Source organism: Pseudokineococcus sp. 1T1Z-3, from assembly GCF_037482365.1.
Lineage (GTDB): Bacteria > Actinomycetota > Actinomycetes > Actinomycetales > Quadrisphaeraceae > Pseudokineococcus.
Map to the genome: position 1 here is coordinate 146,550 of NZ_JBBHZF010000023.1, position 19,706 is coordinate 166,255.

General features: G+C 72.3%; 18 protein-coding genes and 2 pseudogenes. 7 read left to right on the plus strand and 13 right to left on the minus strand.

Translation table 11 applies throughout. From position 1 onward, the window contains the following. Window positions 1–94 precede the first annotated feature (94 nt). Window positions 95–325 carry a FitA-like ribbon-helix-helix domain-containing protein gene (locus WDV86_RS08125; protein ID WP_339567113.1) on the plus strand — a complete coding sequence of 77 codons (231 nt, stop codon included), beginning with the start codon at window positions 95–97 and terminating at the stop codon, window positions 323–325. Between the two features lie 19 nt (window positions 326–344). Then, window positions 345–755: a type II toxin-antitoxin system VapC family toxin gene (locus WDV86_RS08130; RefSeq protein ID WP_339567114.1), complete on the plus strand. Its 411-nt coding sequence runs from the start codon at window positions 345–347 to the stop codon at window positions 753–755. Between the two features lie 605 nt (window positions 756–1,360). On the opposite strand, the gene WDV86_RS08135 is transcribed toward WDV86_RS08130, so the two are convergent. Both WDV86_RS08135 and WDV86_RS08140 read right to left on the minus strand, forming a co-directional pair. Then, window positions 1,361–1,894 carry a hypothetical protein gene (locus tag WDV86_RS08135; protein ID WP_339567115.1) on the minus strand — a complete coding sequence of 178 codons (534 nt, stop codon included), beginning with the start codon at window positions 1,892–1,894 and terminating at the stop codon, window positions 1,361–1,363. A 74-nt stretch (window positions 1,895–1,968) separates the two neighbouring features. Beyond that, entirely contained in the window at window positions 1,969–2,214 is a 246-nt protein-coding gene (locus WDV86_RS08140) for a hypothetical protein (RefSeq protein WP_339567116.1), read from the minus strand. 607 nt (window positions 2,215–2,821) lie between these two features. Between WDV86_RS08140 and WDV86_RS08145 the strand changes: the two genes are divergently transcribed. After that, the gene (locus WDV86_RS08145; RefSeq protein WP_339567117.1) at window positions 2,822–3,247 is read left to right on the plus strand and encodes a hypothetical protein; all 426 of its coding nucleotides are present in this window, start codon (window positions 2,822–2,824) and stop codon (window positions 3,245–3,247) included. A gap of 160 nt (window positions 3,248–3,407) precedes the next feature. Here WDV86_RS08145 and WDV86_RS08150 read toward each other — a convergent pair whose 3' ends face one another. From WDV86_RS08150 to WDV86_RS08160, 3 genes are all read right to left on the minus strand, one after another. Then, entirely contained in the window at window positions 3,408–3,764 is a 357-nt protein-coding gene (locus WDV86_RS08150; protein ID WP_339567118.1) for a TfoX/Sxy family protein, read from the minus strand. A gap of 106 nt (window positions 3,765–3,870) precedes the next feature. Then, window positions 3,871–4,521: a VOC family protein gene (locus WDV86_RS08155; protein WP_339567119.1), complete on the minus strand. Its 651-nt coding sequence runs from the start codon at window positions 4,519–4,521 to the stop codon at window positions 3,871–3,873. Between the two features lie 161 nt (window positions 4,522–4,682). Continuing rightward, entirely contained in the window at window positions 4,683–5,063 is a 381-nt protein-coding gene (locus tag WDV86_RS08160; protein WP_339567120.1) for a PIN domain-containing protein, read from the minus strand. A gap of 306 nt (window positions 5,064–5,369) precedes the next feature. Here WDV86_RS08160 and WDV86_RS08165 point away from each other — a divergent pair, with 306 nt between their 5' ends. From WDV86_RS08165 to WDV86_RS08180, 4 genes and pseudogenes are all read left to right on the plus strand, one after another. Beyond that, window positions 5,370–6,341 (plus strand): Na+/H+ antiporter NhaC family protein, encoded by a 972-nt coding sequence (locus tag WDV86_RS08165; RefSeq protein WP_339567121.1) that lies wholly within the window; start codon window positions 5,370–5,372, stop codon window positions 6,339–6,341. Beyond that, window positions 6,278–6,766 (plus strand): Na+/H+ antiporter NhaC family protein, encoded by a 489-nt coding sequence (locus tag WDV86_RS08170; RefSeq protein WP_339567122.1) that lies wholly within the window; start codon window positions 6,278–6,280, stop codon window positions 6,764–6,766. Before WDV86_RS08165 ends, WDV86_RS08170 begins: the two co-directional genes overlap by 64 nt. A gap of 129 nt (window positions 6,767–6,895) precedes the next feature. Next, window positions 6,896–9,670 (plus strand): hypothetical protein, encoded by a 2,775-nt coding sequence (locus WDV86_RS08175; RefSeq protein ID WP_339567123.1) that lies wholly within the window; start codon window positions 6,896–6,898, stop codon window positions 9,668–9,670. Between the two features lie 536 nt (window positions 9,671–10,206). Then, window positions 10,207–11,393, plus strand: a pseudogene (locus WDV86_RS08180) (IS110 family transposase). 13 nt (window positions 11,394–11,406) lie between these two features. On the opposite strand, the pseudogene WDV86_RS08185 reads toward WDV86_RS08180, so the two are convergent. From WDV86_RS08185 to WDV86_RS08220, 8 genes and pseudogenes are all read right to left on the minus strand, one after another. Continuing rightward, window positions 11,407–12,687 (minus strand): annotated as a pseudogene (locus WDV86_RS08185) (NADH-quinone oxidoreductase subunit N); the annotation flags it as partial. A gap of 16 nt (window positions 12,688–12,703) precedes the next feature. Continuing rightward, window positions 12,704–14,200: a complex I subunit 4 family protein gene (locus tag WDV86_RS08190; RefSeq protein ID WP_339567124.1), complete on the minus strand. Its 1,497-nt coding sequence runs from the start codon at window positions 14,198–14,200 to the stop codon at window positions 12,704–12,706. A gap of 2 nt (window positions 14,201–14,202) precedes the next feature. Beyond that, window positions 14,203–16,191: a proton-conducting transporter transmembrane domain-containing protein gene (locus WDV86_RS08195; protein ID WP_339567125.1), complete on the minus strand. Its 1,989-nt coding sequence runs from the start codon at window positions 16,189–16,191 to the stop codon at window positions 14,203–14,205. Beyond that, entirely contained in the window at window positions 16,188–16,490 is a 303-nt protein-coding gene (locus WDV86_RS08200; RefSeq protein WP_339567126.1) for an NADH-quinone oxidoreductase subunit NuoK, read from the minus strand. The genes WDV86_RS08195 and WDV86_RS08200 overlap by 4 nt, the downstream gene beginning before the upstream one ends. Then, window positions 16,487–17,110 (minus strand): NADH-quinone oxidoreductase subunit J, encoded by a 624-nt coding sequence (locus WDV86_RS08205; protein WP_339567127.1) that lies wholly within the window; start codon window positions 17,108–17,110, stop codon window positions 16,487–16,489. Before WDV86_RS08205 ends, WDV86_RS08200 begins: the two co-directional genes overlap by 4 nt. Continuing rightward, the gene (locus tag WDV86_RS08210) at window positions 17,107–18,057 is read right to left on the minus strand and encodes an NADH-quinone oxidoreductase subunit H (RefSeq protein WP_445262995.1); all 951 of its coding nucleotides are present in this window, start codon (window positions 18,055–18,057) and stop codon (window positions 17,107–17,109) included. The genes WDV86_RS08205 and WDV86_RS08210 overlap by 4 nt, the downstream gene beginning before the upstream one ends. Then, a complete protein-coding gene (locus WDV86_RS08215; protein WP_339567129.1) occupies window positions 18,050–19,348 on the minus strand; it encodes a hypothetical protein in 1,299 nt (432 codons plus the stop codon). Before WDV86_RS08215 ends, WDV86_RS08210 begins: the two co-directional genes overlap by 8 nt. Continuing rightward, on the minus strand, window positions 19,339–19,704 hold the full coding sequence (locus tag WDV86_RS08220) for an NADH-quinone oxidoreductase subunit A (protein WP_339567130.1): 366 nt from the start codon (window positions 19,702–19,704) through the stop codon (window positions 19,339–19,341). The genes WDV86_RS08215 and WDV86_RS08220 overlap by 10 nt, the downstream gene beginning before the upstream one ends. Window positions 19,705–19,706: the final 2 nt, after the last annotated feature.

Genomic DNA, 19,706 nt, shown 5'->3' on the forward strand with positions numbered 1-19,706 from the left:
GGAGAAGAGACCGCGGGTCGCGCTCCCACGGCTGCAGTGGCGGGTCCGCAGCGAGGGCCTGCGTGCAGCGGCCCGATGAAAGCAGACTGCAAGCATGGTCAACATCCTCGTGCGCGACGTCCCCGACGACGTCCACGCGGCCCTGCAGCGGACGGCGACGCGGCGTCACCAGTCGATGCAACAGCTCCTCCTCGAGGAGCTGCGCGAGGTCGCCCGGCGGCGGTCCGTCGCCGAGCTGCTCGACGAGGTCGAGGCGCAGCGTGGCGGGCACGTAGGCCCCGCGACCGCCGTCGCTGACCTCGACGACGAGCGCCGCGGGGGATGACCTCGACGAGCACCGCGCGGTGATCGTCGTCGACGCGTCTGTCGTGGCCAACGCCCTCGCCGACGACGACGAGGACGGCGCCCTGACCCGGGCCGCGCTGCGCTCCTCCGGTGGGCTGGCGGCCCCCGACCTCATCGACGTGGAGACCGCGTCCGTGCTACGGGAGCGGTGGCTGCGCGGCCATCTCGACGACGCCCGCCTCGAGACCGCGGTCAGCCACCTCGAGCAGCTGCAGCTCCAGCGCGTCCCCGCCCTGCGCCTGGTCCCGCGAGCCCTCGACCCGCGGCGGAACCTCACGGCGTACGACGGGTGCTACGTCGCGCTCGCGGAGGCGCTGGGATGCCGGCTCGTCACCGCAGATGCCCGGCTCGCCTCGGCCGCAGCAGACACCTGCGAGGTGCAGGCGCTCTCCCGACCGAGGACCCCGTAGGGAGCTCGACCGACAAGGCAGCTCGAGGGTGCGCCCCTCACGCCAGCGTCGCGTTGTGCTCCCGCAGCACCGCCATCACGAGCGCGAGCCCCGCGACGGTCTCCAGCGACAGCGTGCCCCCCCCCCCCCCGCACCGCACGAAGGGCCCCGCGGGCCCGTCGCGACGCCGCGTGCGAGCCGTCGTCGAAGAGCACGTGCGCGAGCAGGTCCTCGTCGTGCCGGCGCCGGTAGCGGAAGCCGGCGACGTCGGGCAGCCAGCCGCGCAGCGACCGCGCCCACGCCCGGGTCGTCAGGTACTCCCCCGCGTTGCTCTTCGTCAGCTCGAGCGGCGCACCCACCTGAGTCAGCGCGGCGCCGTGGAGCACCAGGACGGGCAGGTCCCGGACCACCTCGACCGTGCTGATGCGGCAACCGGCGAGCTGTGTGCGCGGCACCAGGCGCGCCGCGCCGCCGACGGGCAGGTCCCGGCAGAGGGTCTCTGCGACAGCCCTGGCGAAGGACATGTCTTCTGCCCCGGCGACGCGGGACGTCCTGCTCGGAGCGGCGGTCGGCGCTGCCGCACCTCTTCCTCTCCTCCGCCGTCCGCGCTGACCTGACTCAGCCAGCTACGACCAGCTGAGGTGGTAGTAGACCGACCCGCGGCCCTCCAGGGCGGTGCGGCCGACCTCGACCTGGATGGTCGCCGGCGACGCGACCTGGGTGTCGAGCACCCGCGAGGTGTCGGACGCCAGGTCCCCGCTGATGTCACGCAGCGCGAGGTCACCCGCGACCGGGTCCACGCCGAGCTCGAGCACGGCGGTGTCGACGACGTCGCGCAGCTCCTCGTCGGTGAGCCCTCGCCGCAGGACGACGACCTCCTCCGGCGGGGAGCTCCCGTCAGGAGCACTCACGAAGACGGTGTCGGCTGGAACCGCGAGGACGGGGTCGTTGGCGGTGGTCACGACGACTTCCACGGTGCCCTCGTCCGCCTCCAACGGGATCGAGGTGCGGCCGGGCGGCAGGGCGAGGTCCTCGCGCGAGGGCGGGTCCGTCAGGTCGATGCGCAGCGTCCCGTCGGCCAGGACCTCCGCGACGGCCGCTCGCTCCGCCTGGCGGCTCCCCGTCCCGCCGCGCTCGTCGTCGGGGGAGGACGTGGTCACGGTGCACGCTCCGGTGAGGGCGAGGGTGAGGGTGAGGGTCAAGGTGACGCCGCGACGGCGCGCCCGGGCGGAGGTCACTGCTCGACCTCGACGTGCCAGTCGGCCAGCTGTGCGGCGATGTCGTCGAGCCGGTGGGGCAGGGTCCGCATCTGCTCGACGCGCTCGCCGACGTCCTGCTGCAGCAAGGCCCGGACGACGTCGTGGTCCTCCTCGAGCAAGGTCCGGTACGCAGGCAGCGTGTCAGCCGCGGCGAGCTCGTCGAACTGGTCGTCGACCCGAGCCAGCACGTCGTGCTCCACGTGCAGCGTCCCGTCGCCCATTGGCCCCCCTCGTCACAGGACAGTAGATCCGCGGGCACCCGCGCAGAGGCCTTCGCGGCAGAGGGCACCCGGCCGGGTTGAACCGACCACGCGCCTGGGTGGCGGCTGCTTCTCGACCGGCCCGCCGCCAACGGGCATGCCACCGCGCAGACCGTCGTGATGGACGGCGACGTCACCTGCGACGCATCCGTCGACATCTCCCTCGGGGGCGCCTCTCTGGCAGAGGAGCCTCCGCGCACCGCACTTCGTCGACAGAGGCGGCAACGACCCATGGTGGCCGAGGTCACCCGAGCGCCGGCCGAGCGCGGCGAGGCCACCCGGTCCTTGGATCGGTGCACGGGCGCTGTGAGCGTGGTGTGGTCGACGTTGCTGCGCACCGACGACCACATGCGGACGGCTTCGGGATGGCCAGACGCTCGACACCAGCGACCACGACAGGGGCAACGCTTCTCCTCCGTCAACGGCGACGACCGTGCAGCCGCCGCGCGGGAGGCACTCCACTCGACCAGCACCTGACCGACGTCGTAGCGGTTCCCCCACCAGCGGAACGACGCCCGCCCTGGGCCACCACGTCCTCCCCTACCCGGCCGTCCCACCGCGCTTCTGGGTGGTCTTCCTCCGCGAGGACGGCGACCGGGCCCGCCTGTGGTCGGTGCTCGGGAATCGCGGCGAGGTCGCGGACGACGGCGTCTGGCGCACCTTCGACCTGGTCGAGCCCGAGCACCTGGCCGACCTGAAGGATCGGCTCGTCGTCGGCTGGAGGTCGCCGCGCACGTCGCGCCTCCCAGGACCCACGGCGCCCGGCTACCCAGTCGTGAGGATCGCGGACGCCCACCCGCAGTCCTTCCCCGGCTTCGACCTACTCGTGCTCGACCGCGCGCAGCTGGAGGCGGTGGTGCGCGACCACCGGTACGCGAGCTGGCGCACCGCCCTGGCGTCGCCGGTGGACCGGCCCGTCCCCCTGGCCTACCTGCAGATCGACCAGGCCATGCGCACCGTCGGGCGGGACCCTCACCCGCGGCGCGGCGCATGAACCTCTTCATCGCCGCCACGGCCCTGGCGCGCGACCTCCGCCTGCTGACGCTCGACCCGGACGACGACGTCGGGCTGGCGCACCACGGTCGACGTCGCCGCTCCCTGACGGGTGCCCCGCGGCACCTCTGCCGGCGTCGGCGCCTCCACGAACCGGCTGGTCAGCGCCTCTTCGGCTTCTCCCGCCCAGCCTGGTCGGCGTGGAAAGCCAGCGCTGCCGCCATCCACACGTCGAGGTCCTCCTCGCTCGCCACGGCCTGCTCGTCGACGGCGATCCACCCCGTCCCCATCGACCGCCCCGCGCCCATCTGCCCGCGCGCCGCCCCCTGCCGCTGCACGAGCTCGGCATCGTCGTCGGGCGAGACCCGCACCAGGAGGGCGCCTCCTCCGGCGCCGACGCAGACGACCATCCGGTCGTCCACCATGAAGGCGAGCCCGCCGAACATCTTCTGCTCGCGAACCGGCCGATCCGCGAGCGCGTCACGGACCCGCTCCGCCAGCTCCTCGTCGTAGGCCACGCCGGGAGTCCTCCCCCCCGACCGCCCAGCGGGGCGGGAGGAGAGGTCTGCGCGTGCGTGACCGCGCACGGTCACCGGTGCACGGACCCTCGGACCCGCCGGCTCCTCAGCCCCGTCCCAGCGCCGTGCACACGCAGACGCGGTTGCCCTCGGGGTCAGCGAGCACCGTGAACGACGGCGCCGCACCCGTGTCCACGACGCTTGCGCCAGCCGCGACGGCGGCGGCGATCCGCTGCTCGGCGAGGTCGTGCGGCACCCACACGTCCAGGTGGAAGCGCTGCCGCGGCGTCTCGTGGGCGTCGGTGTGCTGGAACCACAGCAGCGGGGAGCGCCCGCGCGGGTCGCGGACGTCGTCGCCGTCGACATTCGCAGCTTCCCCGGTCAGCAGCGCTGCCCACACCGGCCCCTGGGCGGGGAGGTCGGCGGTGTCCAGACCCAGCTCCACCTCGGCGAGCAGTTGCGGCTGCGCCGTCAACCCGTGCTCGGCGGCGAGGTCGCTGACCGTTCGCGCCAGGCGCAGGTCCCGGCCCGTCACGCGCCGCACGTCATGGCTGACCAGCGACAGGTCAACCGACGTCATCCGCAGCGTCACCTCCGGGTGGTGGTCGGCCTCCTCGGCCGCGGCGACGACGGCGCCCACGAACGCCGCGCCCGCCGTCATCCCGTCCGCGGCGAACCGCGCGTGCAGGCCCGAGCCCAGCAGCCGCCAGTCCGCGAGACCGGCGGCCTCGACGTCCTCCACCGTCACCTGCGCCATGGACCTCAGCATCCACCGGCCGAGCCGGCCGCGACAGTCCCGAGATGATCGGGACGTCGAGTCCGAGCCGCCGGTGGACGCATGCCTGGGGTACCGAGCCGGCTCCCCGGAATCCTCACTGGCCCCAGACCTCGCGCGAGAGCCACCGCGACCGCCGCCGGTCAGACGGAGACGACCTCGACGAGCTCGTCCGCGCCGACGAGGTCGGCGGCGTTCCTCGCGCACAGCCGCGCACCATGGGTCAGCGCGGTGGCCGCGATGAGGAGATCAACCGATCGCGCTCGAGGACGCCGACCGGCAGCGACCACGGCCGCGGTCAGCCGTCCGTAGCTGGCGGCCACGGCGTCGTCGACGGGCAGCGGGTCGCACCGGCGCTGCAGGTGGCCGAGACGGCGCAGGCGCTCGGCGCGGACCTGCGGCTGCGAGGCGACGAGGACGCCGTAGTGGAGCTCCGCGACCGTGACCGCGCTGACGGCCAACTCGCCCGTCAATGGCGGTACGTCGTCGGCGATGACGACGCTCGTGCCAAGCAGTGCCCTCACCGGTGGGTCCAGGGATCGACGAGCTCGTCTTCCACGAGGGTCCGGTCTGCCTGTCAGTCGGGGTCCGCCGGCCCTCACCCAGGCCCTCGACTCCCTCGCCCGCTGACCCCCACTCCCCCTCACAGTAGGAGCCCTCATGGCGCAGACACTCGACACCACCTACGACCGCGGCGACGAACCGCCCGGCCAGAGGAGGCGCGCAGCGACGCCCGCCGCCCCAGCGCGAAGGTCGCCGCCGTCCCCGCGCTCATCGCACTCGTCATCTTCGTCGGCGGCATCGGCGTCCTCGGCTACCCGGCCGAGCTCATGCTCGTCCTGGCCGGCGTCCTCTTCGCCGGCCTCGCCGTCGCCCGCGGCGCCCGCTTCGAGCAGGTCACCACCGGCATGGGCGAGAAGATCAAGCAGGCCCTGCCCGCCATCCTCATCCTCTTCATGATCGGCGTGATCATCGGCTCGTGGATGGCGGCCCGGACCATCCCGCTGCTCGTCTCCTACGGCCTGCGGCTCACCGACCCGTCGTTCCTCTACGTCCTGGCCTTGGCGACGACGGCCGTCGTCTCCACCTTCACGGGGACCTCGTGGGGCTCGGCCGGCACCATCGGCGTCGCCCTCACGGGCGTGGCCGCCGCGATGGACGTCTCCGTCGCCGTCACCGCCGGCGCCGTCGTCTCCGGCGCGTACTTCGGCGACAAGATGTCGCCGCTGTCGGACACCACGAATGTGAGCGCCGTCGCCGCCGGGGCCAACCTCTACGAGCGCATCCGGCACATGCTCTACACGACCACCCCCGCCTCGGTCCTCGCCGTGGTCGTCTACCTGATCGTCGGCCGCTCGCTCGGCGGCTCGGACGCCAAATTCGGCGACGTCGAGGCGATCCTCACCGAGTTCGACACCTCCTTCGTGCTCACCCCGTGGCTGCTGCTGCCGCCGCTGGTGGTGCTCGCCGGGTCGATCCTGCGCAAGCCCCCGCTCGTCGTGCTCTTCGCGTCCTCGACGGTCGCCGTCGTCCTTGCGCTCGTCGTGCAGGGCTCCTCGCTGGGCACCGTGCTGCCGCGACGACCTCTCGGCATCACCACCGACATGCTCCCCACCGGCGGCGAGACCAGCGACGCGCTCACGACGCTCGTCGAGCGCGGCGGCCTCTACTCGAAGTACACCGCCACGTTCTTCGTCTTCGCCGCGTTTTTTTCGCCTCCGGCCTCGAGGCCTCGAAGGTGCTGCGCATCCTGCTCGAGCCCGTCGTCAGCCGCCTGCGCTCCACCGGCGGCGTCGTCGTGACGACGCTCGTCTCCGGCTTCGCCATCGTCAGCGCGACGTCGACCGCCCTCATCAAGTGCTTCCTCGCGGGCGACCTCTTCGGCGGCGCCTTCGCCCGCCGCCGCCTGCACCCGGTCAACCTCTCCCGCAGCATGGAGGACTCCGCGACGCTCACCGAGGTCCTCATGCCCTGGACCGTCTCGGACGTCTTCATCGCCACCACCCTCGGCGTCGGCAACTTCGAGTTCCTGCTCTGGGCGGTCACCGACTGGGCCGGGGTCCTCTTCCAAGCGCTCATCGCCGTGCTCGCGCCGGTCACGGGGGGGGCTTTGGCATCCGACGGCCCAACGACGTCGAGACGCCCGACCATCGCACGGTGGGCGCCCTCTGCACCTGACGCCTTCGACAGTACGGCTGGTCCCGCAGGCACCACCCGGGACTCGTGACGTCAGGCGCGCGGACCCGGGCCCGGGCGGCCCCAAGGGACGCGACACCCTAGATGGTGGTCACGAACTCGCTGACGTGCCGCACGACGACTGCTAGCGTCCAACCTAGGGTGCGGACAGGAAGGTTCGGTGCGCGAGATGACTGAAGTGGACCTGCTCGATTGGTTGCTCGGCACCTGGCCAGATTCGGTCAGCCCAATCTGCGTCGTCGAAGGTTTCAGCGGGCTGGGTAAGACAAGCTTGGCGCACAAGGCTCGCCGCGCTTGGGACGGCCCGGCCGTTCTCGTATCAGCAACAGCGACGGACGACCTCGAGACGCTTCTGTTCTTGATCGCATCGAAGTTGCAGTCCGACGGCTGTTCAATTGTCGCCGACCATGAAGGCGGGAATTTTCGCGCCGGACTCCTGGCCCTGCTTCGAGAGAAGTCACTTGTAATCCTTGACGACTTTGAAGCGTTGCTCGCCCCAGAGACCCGGCTCCCTTCGGCCCACGGTGTTGTCGAGTTGATCCGGGAGATTGGGAATGGAGGCGGAAGCGGTCGCCTACTCCTGCTCACCACAGAGTCTCTTTGCGATGGTGAATGGCTAAGGCATGCCGCCACCAAGACGCTATCGCCCCCCTCGGCTCAGGACGCCACGAAGATGCTCGTCCGCCTGTTGCGAGATCGCGACCTAGAGGAGCAGGTCCCGGAAGACAGTATCGCCGACGTCGCCGAGTGGCTTGGCAATAATCCGCGAGCGATGGAAGCTTTCGTCGCCTGCTTGCGGGATGCACCCCTCGACGAACTCATCGACCTTGACCGTGACGCATGGGAGATTAGGGGCTCAGCAACATCACCGCAGATGGTCGCGCGTCTTGAGGCGAGGTTTCTCAGTAAGACGCTCGGCCGACTCGACGCCCCCACCCGCCTGCTGATTGAGTCCCTGGCCACCTTCCGTCGCTCCTTCACCGTGGAAGCCTTCAAGGCCATGACGCCTAAGGGCAGCAGTCACGAGGCCCTGAAGGATGGCCTCACAAGCCGCTTCCTGGTGAATCGAGACCGCAAATGGTATACGCTCAACCCCATCGCTCGGCAGCTCTGTCTCGCCGCATTGGAGGAGACTCCACGACGCAGGTCAGCGATTCACGGACAGGCAGCCTTTCAGTACACCAAACGCCTACGGGCCGTCGCGCCGTCACTCTCTACTAACCAACGAGCCCACATCAAGTCCGGTGCGGACTTCGTCGAAGCGCGATTCCACCTGTTACAGGCCGGGAGAGCCGCCGATTTCGATCAACTTGCGGCCGATTACCGAAGGGTATTGCTCCAAAACTATCGCGACGTCTCAGAGGTCCCGAGCGACCCCACTTCGGCAGCCGAGTTGCTTGCCACGCTTTCGGCCGCCCTTAAGGACACGAACGAAGCCTACAGCCAACTGAGAACTGTCTACGCGCAATTGCTTGTCGACCGCAACGGGCAAGGCGACCGGCTGAATGCTTATCGTGAAGTCACGTTAGCCTCGCGATCCTCCAAGAGTCCCCACACATGGATCCTCAGGACGGTACTGGCCTGTGAGATGGAGGGCGACGCTGGCATACTTGCCGTTGTCACACAAGGACTCGCCGTTTTGAATGATCGATACGGCCTGCTTGTAGTCAAGCGGGCCGCAGAAGCGCTCGCGGGTCGCCCGTCCGCCGATACCGCCATTTCGGTGGCCGAAAAGGGCCTGGGCGCCCTCGATGCAACTGGTCGCCGAGAATTGTACTCGATTTTGGCGTTCCTACTTACCAGGTCCGGTCGACACCGAGAAGCTATCGACCTACTCATTGCCGGTTATGAGGATGTGGGCCCACAGACAGCGAAGAGTTGGCGCCTATTTGAACAGGCGGCCTTTCTTGCCTTTCAACGTCAGGACCGGCCGAAGCTTCGCCAGATTCGTGACATGATATCGGACGCTGGAATTAATGAGCACCAGCCCGTTCTCTGCGAGATTCTCCTGCTTCAACTCCAGCATGAGTATTCGAGAGCGGCCCAATTGGCTGAGTTGCACGTTGACTACTTTGGGATCGTGGCGCAAGGGGCGTTCTGTTGGCTGGTGGAGGGGCGGGTCGAAGAGGCCGCTTCCCTCTTTGAGCGAGGACGTTTCGTGTCTAACGACGCAACCTGGTGGCTTCGCGCCCTGATTGCTCTTTGTCAAGCAGTGCCGGCTGTCTACGCGGAGGCTATATCTCGGATCGTCGGTAGCGAACCAGTGCGCGATGGTGCACCCGACCCAGAGCAGTGGGTCCGACTTTGGTTCCAACCGCCGCCGCGATGGATTAGCGTTTTCCCCGCCTTCTACTTCCCCCGCTTGCCCACAGGATTGACCGGACTCGCGGACGACATGACGGTGAGCGACAGGTCCGTGCCTCTTGAGATGCTTTACGACCTCAATGCTCTTCGTTTGCCGCAGGAGTCTCGTGACGCTCGTGACGGTCAGGGACATGCAACCGTCAAGCTCGGAGATCCATCCCACAATCGCGATAGCGGCGTTACCATCAATAACAACATATACAACGCTTCAAGCCAGGAGTACACCATGGGTGACAACTACCACGTCGGCAGCGGAATAGGGATTGGCCGGGGCGCCCGCGTTAAGAATGCCACAGGTGGGCGCGACGTTTCGTGGGCGAGCGGCCTGTCTCCGGCAGCGTTACACGCAGAACTTGGACGACTGATCGAGCATGTCGCTGGACTTGACGAAAGCGACCGGCAACCAGAAGTGCAACAACTCCAGGACGCGCGGGACGCTATTGAGGAGGGTGACGAAAGTACAGCAGAGGTTAAACTTCGTAACGCGGGTCAATGGGCACTTGACCGGGCCAATGCCATCGGCGCATCTGTCGCGGCGGCGGCCATACAGGTTGCCATTGGCTTAAGTTAGTCGGTCTGCTCGTCAAGCGGAGGGACACGGGGCGGTGCGCCTCCTCCTCTTTTGCCAACCTCGCCCTTCAGTGATCACACTTGGCGACGAGCCCCTTTCATCGGCGATGACAATAAGATGGACACACGCCTCAAGTTCGCTCCCAGTGGGTCTAGCCGGCGCCGAGGGACCCTGCTCTCCCTGCAATGAGCGCGAGCACAACACTGGCCAGTCCTGCGACTATCAATGTGCGCACCGCCCATGCCATCGGCTCAAGTTGTTCCGCCCCCCGTTACCTTCCTCGCGCTCCCTCGTCGAGGGGGTTCCTGGTCGCCAGGTCCGGTATGACTGATCGCCCCTGTCGTTGATGATCCGGGGGGTGTTGTCGCCGGTCCTGGTGGCACTGGTGGACCGCTGATAGGGACATGGCCGCCCCTCGCGGGATAGGTCTCAACGCAGACGTGGCTGCCGGCATCCGGTGCTCGACTGGCCAGGACAAGGTCTCGTCGGGGAAGGACTCGGCAGTGGGCGACAAGCACCGACCAGGACCAGTACAGGTGACGGGCTTCGGGGTGTTCTGCGGCCTGGACGTCGGTAAGGGCACCCACCACGCGGTCGCCCTGGCCCCGGACGGACGGCGGCTGCACGACGGGCCGCTGCCCCAGGACGAGACCCGGCTGCGGGCCCTGTTCACCGACCTCGCCGGGCACGGCAGCGGGCTGGTCGTGGTCGACCAGCCCGCCACGATCGGCGCGCTGCCCGTCGCGGTCGCCCGCGACGCCGGCACCCAGGTGGCCTACCTGCCCGGTCTGGCGATGCGCCGCATCGCCGACGCCCGCCCCGGCACGGCCAAGACCGACGCCCGCGACGCCTACGTCATCGCCGACGCCGCCCGGACCCTGCCGCACGCCCTGCGGCGGGTCGACGCCGGCTCCGACGCCCTGGCCGACCTCGGGGTGCTGGTCGGCTACGACGACGACCAGGCCCAGGAAGCCACCCGGCTGAGCAACCGCATCCGCGGCCTGCTCACCCAGGTCCACCCCGCCGCCGAGCGAGTCCTGGGCCCCAAGGTCACCACCACCGTGGTCCTTGAGCTGCTGGCCCGCTACGGCGGACCGACCGGCCTGCGGGCCGCCGGACGCCGCCGGCTGCTGGCCACCGCCCGCGCCCACGCACCCCGCGCCGGCGCCGGGCTCGTCGAGGACCTGCTCGCCGCCCTGGAGGAGCAGACCGTCACCGGCACCGCCGCGGCCGAGAAGGTCCTGCCCCGCCTGTCCGCCTCGCTGCGGGAGGTCCTCGACCAGCGCAAGGCCATCGCCGCCGAGGTCGAGGAGGTCCTGGACGCTCACCCTCTTGCCCGGGTGCTGACCTCGATGCCCGGCGTCGGGGTCGCCGGCCGCCGCCCGGATCCTGCTCGAGGTCGGTGACGCCTCCGCCTTCCCGACCGCCGGGCACCTGGCCGCCTACGCCGGCCTGGCACCCGTCACCCGTAGGTCCGGCTCCTCCATCAACGGCGAGCACCCACCCCGCGGCGGCAACAAGCAGCTCAAGCCGGCTTTCTTCCTGTCCGCCTTCGCCGCCCTGAAAGACCCGACCTCGAGGGCTTACTACGACCGCAAGAGAGCCACCGGCAAGAAGCACAACGCCGCCCTCATCTACCTGGCCCGCCGCCGCGTCGACGTCCCCCCGCGCCATGCTCCGCAACGCCACCCTCTACGAGCCCCACCCCGCACGCGCCGCTTGACCAACGTCATAGGGACACCCCCACTCCTATACGCGAGCGCGAGCCAGCGCAGGTAGTAGGCGAGGCTCGCCACAGTGTTGACCACCAGCACCACCGCCATCCACTCCGCCCCGCCGTCCCACGCCGCGGTCGCGACGAGCAGCTTGCCCACGAACACCGACGTCGGCGGCGTCCCCAGCAGCCCGAGCAGGCTCACCAGCAGCGCCCCCGCCAGCCACGGGTGCGCGCGCGCCAGCCCGCGGTAGTCCTCCAGCGACTCCCGCCCCGGCAGCGCCGCGACCACCGCGAACGCCGTCAGGTTCGTCACCGCGTACGCCGCCAGGTAGAACAGCAGCGCCGGCTCGGCGAGGTCCGTGCGCCCCACCACGGCCACCGGCAGCAGCAGGTACCCGACCTGGCTGACCGTCGACCACCCCAGCAGCCGCCGCACCGCCGTCTGCCCCAGCGCCGCCAGGTTGCCCAGCGTCATGCTCGCCACCGCCAGCACCGCGACGACGAGCTGCACGTCCAACGCCGCCGGCATCGCCTCCACCAGCCGGAAGACCGCAACCAGCGCGCCGATCTTCGGCACCGTCGTCAGGAACGCCGCCGCCGTCACCGACGCGCCCTGCGCCGCGTCCGGCACCCAGAAGTGCCCCGGCACACCCCCGGCCTTGAACATCAACCCGACCAGCAACGCCACCGCGCCCGCCGCCACCGCCCCAGCCGGCGCCCCCGCCAACGCGGCGGTCAGGCCCGCGTACCCGGCCTCGCCGCCGCCGACGCCCAGCAGCACCGTCACCCCCGCCATCAGCACGATGCCGAGCAGCGCTCCCAGCAGGTAGGTCTTCATCGCGCCCTCGGCGGCCGGGCCCGTCCGCGCCTGCCCCACCAACGCGTACAACGGGATGCTCCCCAGCAGAAACGCCACCACCATCACCAGCAGGTCCGCCGCCCCGCCGAGCACCACCGCGCCCGTCGCCGACAGCAGCAGCAGCGCGTACGTCTCGCTCTCCTGCCGGTGCCCCGCCACCTCCTCGACGCCCAGCCCGATTACCAGCAGCGTCGACGCCGCCACGACCAGCCGCACCACGCCGGTCGCCGTGTCGACGTCGTACGTCCCCGAGAACACCGGCCCGGCCGGCGACGCCAGCCCGAACCCGGCCGCGACGGCCGAGGCCATCAGCGCCGCGACGGCCACCAGCCGCACCCGCCGTTGCTGCTCGCGCGGGGTGAACGACCCACCCACCAGCGCCACCAGCGCCCCGGCGAGCAGCAGCACCTCGGGCAGGACGGCGACGACGTCCGCGCCCATGCTCATCGCCACAGGCTCAGCGCCCCACCAGCGCGACGACCGTCTGCGCCGCCGGCTCCACGACCTCGAGCAGCGGCCGCGGCAGCACCCCGATGAGCGTCGCGAGCACGAGCAGCGGCGCGACGGCGACGAGCTCGGACGCGCGCACGTCGGCGACCGACGCCGTCATCTCGCCGGGTGCGCCCGTCAGCAGCCGCTGCAGCGCCCGCAGGAAGAGTGCCGCCGTCAGCAGGATCCCGACGAGCGCGACCGCCGTCCACGGCACCGCGGCGATGGACCCGGCGAAGACCTGCACCTCCGCGACGAACCCGGAGAAGCCCGGCAGCCCCAGCGAGGCGAACGCCGCGACGGCGAAGAGCGCCGCGTACCGCGGCGCCCGGCCGGCGAGCCCGCCGAAGCGGCTAATCTCGTAGGTGCCGGCGCGGCGGTGCAGCACCCCGGCGAGGAGGAACAGCGCGCCGGTGATGAGGCCGTGGCTGACCATCTGCGTCACCGCGCCCGTCACCGCGAGCGCCCGCGCCTCCTCGGCGCTGCCCCCGACGACGCCCGCGGCGCCGACCGCCACGACGACGTAGCCCATGTGGTTGACCGACGTGTAGGCGACCATCCGCTTGAGGTCGGTCTGCGCCAGTGCGACGAGCGCGCCCCACACCACCGACACGACGCCGACGGCGATGAGCACCCAGGCGGAGGACCGCCACGCGTCGGGGAGCATCGGCATCGCGATCCGCACGAACCCGTACGTGCCCATCTTCAGCAGCACCCCGGCGAGCACCGCCGACCCGACGGCCGGCGCGTCGGTGTGCGCCGGCGGCAGCCAGGTGTGGAAGGGGACGGTCGGCGTCTTCACGGCCAGGCCCACGAGCACCGCCGCCAGCACGAGCCCGCCGGTCATGCCGGCGCCCACCAGCGGCGGGTCGGCGGCGAGCGCGACCATGTCGAAGGTCCCCGACGCGACGTACAGGCCGATGAAGCCCAGCAGCAGCGCCAGCGACCCGAGGAACGTGTAGAGGAAGAACTGCAGCGCCGACCGCTGTGCTGATCCCGGGGCGTTGCCGTGACCCCACCCCGCGATCGCGAAGTACATGCCGACGATCGACAGGTCGAAGAAGAGGAAGAAGACGACGAGGTCGGCCGCCGCGAACAGGCCGAGGCACGTCGTCTGCAGGAAGCAGAACAGCGCCGCCTGGCTGCGCGGACGCGTGCTCTCGGCCAGCGCATAGACGGCGCACGCCGCGAACACCACGGCCGTCAGCGCCATGAGCGGCAGGGAGAGCCCGTCGAGGCCCACGTGGTAGCTCGCCCCCAGGCCGGGGATCCACTCGACCTGCTGGTCGAAGGCCAGTGCTCCAGGTGCGGGGGTTTCGTACCGCGCCCACAGGACGCCGACGAGCAGCACCTCGACGAGCGTGACGCCGACCCACGCCCACCGGGCGGCGGCGTCGGGCAGCCCCCGCGCCACAGCGAGGACCACCGCGGCCACGAGGGGCAGGAAGATCACCAGGCTGAGCACGCTCACCTCAGGGAGACGTAGAGGACGAGACCGACCGCCGCGGCACCGAGCACCACGACGAGCTGGGCGTAGTAGTCGTGCAGCTGCCCCGTCTGCGCGCGACGCGCGAGCCCGCCGAGGCGCTTGGTGCCGGCGGCGACGCCGTGGACGGCGCGGTCGACGCCGTCGTCGGCCCGCGTGACGACAGCGGCGAGCCCGTCGGTCCGCCCGGCGAGGCCGCGCACCCCGGCGTCGAGGCGGTCGTCGGCGGAGCGCGTCGCGCCGGCGGTCCCGACGACGCCGCGAGCCAGGGCGGCGGCGCCGCGGGCGAGTGCGTCGTCGGCGCGGGCCGCGGCCTCGGCGGCCCGCAGGGTGGCGCGGACGACGGCGTCCGTCGCCGCCCCCAGACCCAGCCACGCGCGCGCCCACGCCGGCTCGGGCAGCCGGTCGGCGCGGACGAGGAGGACGACGGCCACGAGCGCCGCGACCGCGACCACCCCCGAGACGACGAGCTCGAGCGCCCCGGCGCCGGCCGAGGCCGGGTCCTGCCCGAGGGTTGGTGCCAACGCGCCCACCGCGGGCGGCAGGCCGAGCACGGCCAGGCCCAGCGCCGCGAGCGCGAGGACGACGAGGGGCGCCTGCGCGAGCCGCGGCACCGCGCGCGTGCCCTGCTGCTCGCTGTCCCAGGTGCGGCGGGCCTCCTCGCCCCGCCGTGGCCGCCCGAGCACCACCACGAGCACCTTGCCCGCGTACGCCGCCGACAGCGCCGCCCCGAGCAGCCCGACGGCGTAGAGCGCCGGTGACGCCTCGAGGGCGACGGCCATGACGGCGTCCTTCGTCGTCCACAGCGCGAACGGCGGCGCCCCGGCCAGCGCGAGGGCGCCCATCGCGGCGGCGCCGCCGACCACCGGCCAGATGCCCGCGGCCCCGCGCAGCCCGGCCAGCTGCTTGGTGCCGAGCGCCGTGAGCCACGCCCCGGCGACGAGGAACAGCAGCGCCTTGACCGCCGCGTGGGCGACGAGCTGCGCCGTCCCGCCCGTCACCGCGCCCACCCCGGCGGCGAGGACGACGAATCCGAGCTGCGCCGACGTTGACGCGGCGAGCAGCTGCTTGAGGTCGCGCTGCGCGAGGGCGACGACGCCGAGCGCCACCGCCGTCAGCGCGCCGACCCACGCGGCCGCCGTCGCCGCCCACCCCGTCGCGGCGAGCAGCGGCTCGACGCGCAGCAGCAGGTACCCGCCCATCGCGACCATCGCCGCGGAGTGCAGCAGCGCGCTCACCGGGCTCGGGCCCTCCATCGCCCGCGAGAGCCACCACGAGAACGGCAACTGCGCCGCCTTGCCGAGCGCCGCGACGAGCAGGCCGCCGGCGACGACGTCGCGCCAGCCGGGCGGAAGGGCGGCGAGGTCGCCGAGCGCCAGCCCGCCGGTGGGTCCGGCGCCGAGCAGCCCGCCACCGACGGCGCCCGCGAGCGCGACGTAGAGCCCGAGGTCGCCCGCGCGGGTGGTGACGAACGCCGTCGTGCCGGCGCCGACCCGCGCGTCGTCGCGCCACCAGAAGCCCACGAGCGCGTACGACGCCGCGCCCATGACCTCCCATGCGAGCAGTAGCGCGGGCAGCGTCGTCGCCGTCGCCGTCAGGGACACGGCGGCGGCGAAGAGCAGCATCAGCCCGGCGAAGCGCGCCCGGCCCTCGCGGACGTCGGCCCACGCGAAGACGAGCACGAGCAGCACCACCGCCGCGACGGCGGGGACGACGACGGCCGAGAGCCCGTCGACGCCCAGGCCCAGCGGCGCGCCGGCGAGGAAGGGCGCCTGCGCGGACGCGCGGGTAGCCGCTGCCAGCGCCGCCAGCCCGAGCGCGGCCGCCGCGGTGGCGACGGCGAGCGGGAAGGCAGCGCGGTCGGCGACGGCGCGGCCTCGGGGGCCGGCCGTCGTCCCGGCGAGCGCCAGCGCGACGCCGACGACCGCGGGCCCGAGGACGAGCGCCGCGAGGGCCAGCTGCGGCGTCACTGCTTCAGCTCCGCGGCCATGTCGGTCATGTCCGCGCCGGACGTGCGGTGCAGCAGCAGCGCGACGGCGAAGCCCATGGCCATCTCCACCGTCATCGCCGCGAGCACGACGACGAGCAGCACCTGCAGGCTCGGCTCCGGCGCGGTGAACCACCAGAAGCCCGCCGCGGCGAGGACGACGCCGTTGAGCATGAGCTCCAGGCCCATCATCACCATGACGACGACCTGCTGGGACAGCGCGCCGTACAGCCCCACGGAGAACAGGGCCGCGGCGAGGACCAGGACCACCTCAAGGGTCATCGGCGGGCCCCCTTGAGGTCGTCGCCGAGCCGCTCGTACCGGCCGGAGGCCTGGGCGAGGACGACGCCGGCGACGATCGTCGCGAGCATCACCGGGCTCACGACCATCATCACGAGCATGTGGTCGCCCATGAGGGCGTCGCCGAGGGAGTACGTCGTCGCCCCGCCTTCAGTTGATCCGGCAGAGCCGTCGGGCGCAGCGGTGGCGCGGGTCGGCCACTCGACGAGCAGGATCCCCACGGTCAAGACGACGAAGGACGCCCCCGCCGCGACCAGCGCCCGCCGGTTGCTGTGGACCATGGACATCGGCATGAGCGCCGGGTTCATCCCCATGAGCATGACCATGAAGACGCCCATGACGGCCATCTCCATGAGCATCATGAGGACGACGACGACCCCGACGTAGTCCAGGTGCAGCGCCACCACGGCGGCCCCGACGGCGACGAAGGACGCGGCGAGCAGGTACGTCGCGCGCGCCATCGAGTCGACCCGGAAGACCAGGGCGCCCGTGACGACGGCGACGACGCCGAGCGCCGTCACCGCGACGCCTCTCAGAACAGACAGAGAGGGCAGCACGCTGAGGTCGGGCAGCGGCGTCTCGAGCAGCGACTGCAGCGTCATGAGCGCACCACCACCACGACGCTGACGAGGAGCAGCTGCAGCAGCGCCGCGGGCAGCAGCACGCTCCAGCCGAGGGCGAGGAAGCGGTCGGGGCGCACGTCGGGCAGCTTCCGCCGGACGACGACGAGCGCCGCGGCGAGCAGCGCCGTCTTCACCAGCACCCACAGCCAGCCGGGCAGCAGCGGCCCGGACCCGCCACCGAGGAACAGCGGGACGGCGAACGCCGCGCCCGCGACGAGCAGGCCCGCGCGCCCGGCGAGCACGAGCAGCCGGTCGACGCCGGACAGCTCGGCGAGCACGCCGCCGCTGGTCGCCGGCCCGCCCGCCGGGGACAGCGGCCCGCGCACCGAGAAGGCGAGGACGCCGGTGCAGTAGACGACGAACGCGACGGGCATCCACACGACGTACGGCAGGCCCGCCCCGGCTGCGCCCGACTGCGCGGCCGCGACGTCGCCGACCCGCAGGCTCCCCGCCGCGAGCGCCGGCGCGGTGAGGCTGAACATCAGCGGCAGCTCGTACGCCATCGCCTGGGCGAGGAAGCGGTACCCGCCGGTCAGCGACCACGCCGCGTTGGGCCCCCACCCCGCGAGCCAGACCAGCACCCACACGAGCACGTCGACGGCGTTGAACCAGACGACGCCGACGCTCGCGTCCGCGAGCACCCACTCCCCCAGCGGCACGACGGCGACCATGAGCAGCGGCGCGACGGCGAACCCGCCCACCGCGACGTGCCGCAGCAGGGTGTCGGCGGCGACCGTCGTCCGGCGGCGCTGGCGCAGGAGGCGCGCGGTCTCGACGAGGGGGTGCTGCGCGCCGACCGACGCGGGGCGACCGGCGGCCCGGGCGGCGAGGGCGCCGTCGAGGGCGGTGACCCCGAGCGCCGCCACCCCTAGCAGCACCGCGGCGAGGAGCACCCACGGCGCGGCGACCTGCACGACGTCACCCATGGGCGTGCCCGTGGTGCGCGTGCTCGTCACTGCCGTCGTCGTCACTGCCGTCGTCGTCACCGCTGTCGTCGTCCTCGCGGGGGGCGAGGGCAGCGAGGTCGTCGGCGTCGAGGGCGTCGGTCCGCAAGTCGAGCGCCGCGACGAGCAGCCGCGCGCCCACGACGTCGACGCCGACGAGCCGCTCGGGCAGCGCGTCCAGCGCCGCGCGGGTGCGCCGTCCTGGGTCGTCGTCGGGCCCGTCGGGGTCGAGGAGGCCGAGCAGCAGCGTCCGGACGTCGTCGCGGGTCCGCCGCTGCGCGTCGAGTCCGACGTCGCGCAGATCTCCTGCCGCTGAGACGTGCGCAGCGTCGGACTCGGCGCCGGACGTCGGACGCGACATCGCGACGTCCGCCTCCCGCAGCGCCCAGGCCAGCACCCGCGAGCGCTCCACCCGCCCCCGCAGCCCCCTCACCTCCCCCGCACTTCGTCGTCCTTCTGCCGCACCTGCGCCTCCCCCACGGCGATTAGTCGACGAAGTGCGGGGAGAAGCGCCCTCCTGAGGGCGACGTGTCGACGAAGTGCGCGGAGAAGGGGCGTCCTCAGGGCGTTGTGACGACGAGGTGCGGGGGTCGAGGGCGGCGTCGCGGAGGCGGACGGCGCGGGCGGCGAGGTCGTCGGCGCCGGCGAGGCGCAGCACCTGCGCGGCGGCGTCGAGGCGACGGGCGACGTCGTCTGCCGGGCTCCGGCGCGCCGCGGCGCCCGGCAGCACCTCCACCCGCGCGCGGACGACGACGTCGCCCGAGAGCACCGTCCGCAGCACGAGCCCGGCGGGCCAGTCCGTCAGCACGGGCCCGAGGGGCACGCGCAGGACGTCCATCTCCAGGCCGTCGCGGAGGTCGTCCTGCCCGCCGGCGAGATCGAGGCCGGCGGGGTGCATGTCGTCACCCGGCGCGACGCCCTCGGCGACGAGGTCGCGCGACGCCGCGTCCGCGCGCTGGGCGTCGTCGTCGAGCAGCGACGCCGCCAGCCCGTCCAGGGCCACCCCGGCTCCGGCGACGGAGGCCACCGACGCCCGCGCCCGCGGCCCGGGCAGCTGCGCCCAGGTGCGCTCCAGCACCTCCTCCCACCCGGGGCCCGGAGCGCCGCAGACGAGCAGCGCGTCGGCGTCCGCGGGCGACGAGGCCGTGCGCCACCCCCGCTCCGCCAGCGCCCGCTCGACGGCGACCCGCGCCGCCCACCCCCCGGGCGCCTCCACGAGCAGCACCGCCGTCCCGCGCACCGCCCACCGGGCCAGCAGACCTCTCACTGCCACGAGAAGGCTCCCTCGCGGTGCGCCCACAGCACCCCGAGCAGCAGCACGCCCAGGAAGACGAACATCTCCACGACGGCCGAGAGCCCGACGTCCGCGACGACGAGCACCCACGGGTACATGAAGAGCATCTCGACGTCGAAGGCGAGGAAGACGACCGTCACCGGGTACCAGCGCGCGTGGTACCGCGAGAGCGCGTGCTCCGGCGGGTGCCAGCCCGACAGCCACGGCCACGCCGTCAGCCCTCGCGGCGCGACGGCGGTGAGCCGGTGGACGGCGAAGGCACCCGCGACGCCGACGCCCCCGAGCACGAGGACGGCGAGCAGCCCGGCCCAGCCCGACGTCGCCGGTTCAGCCACGA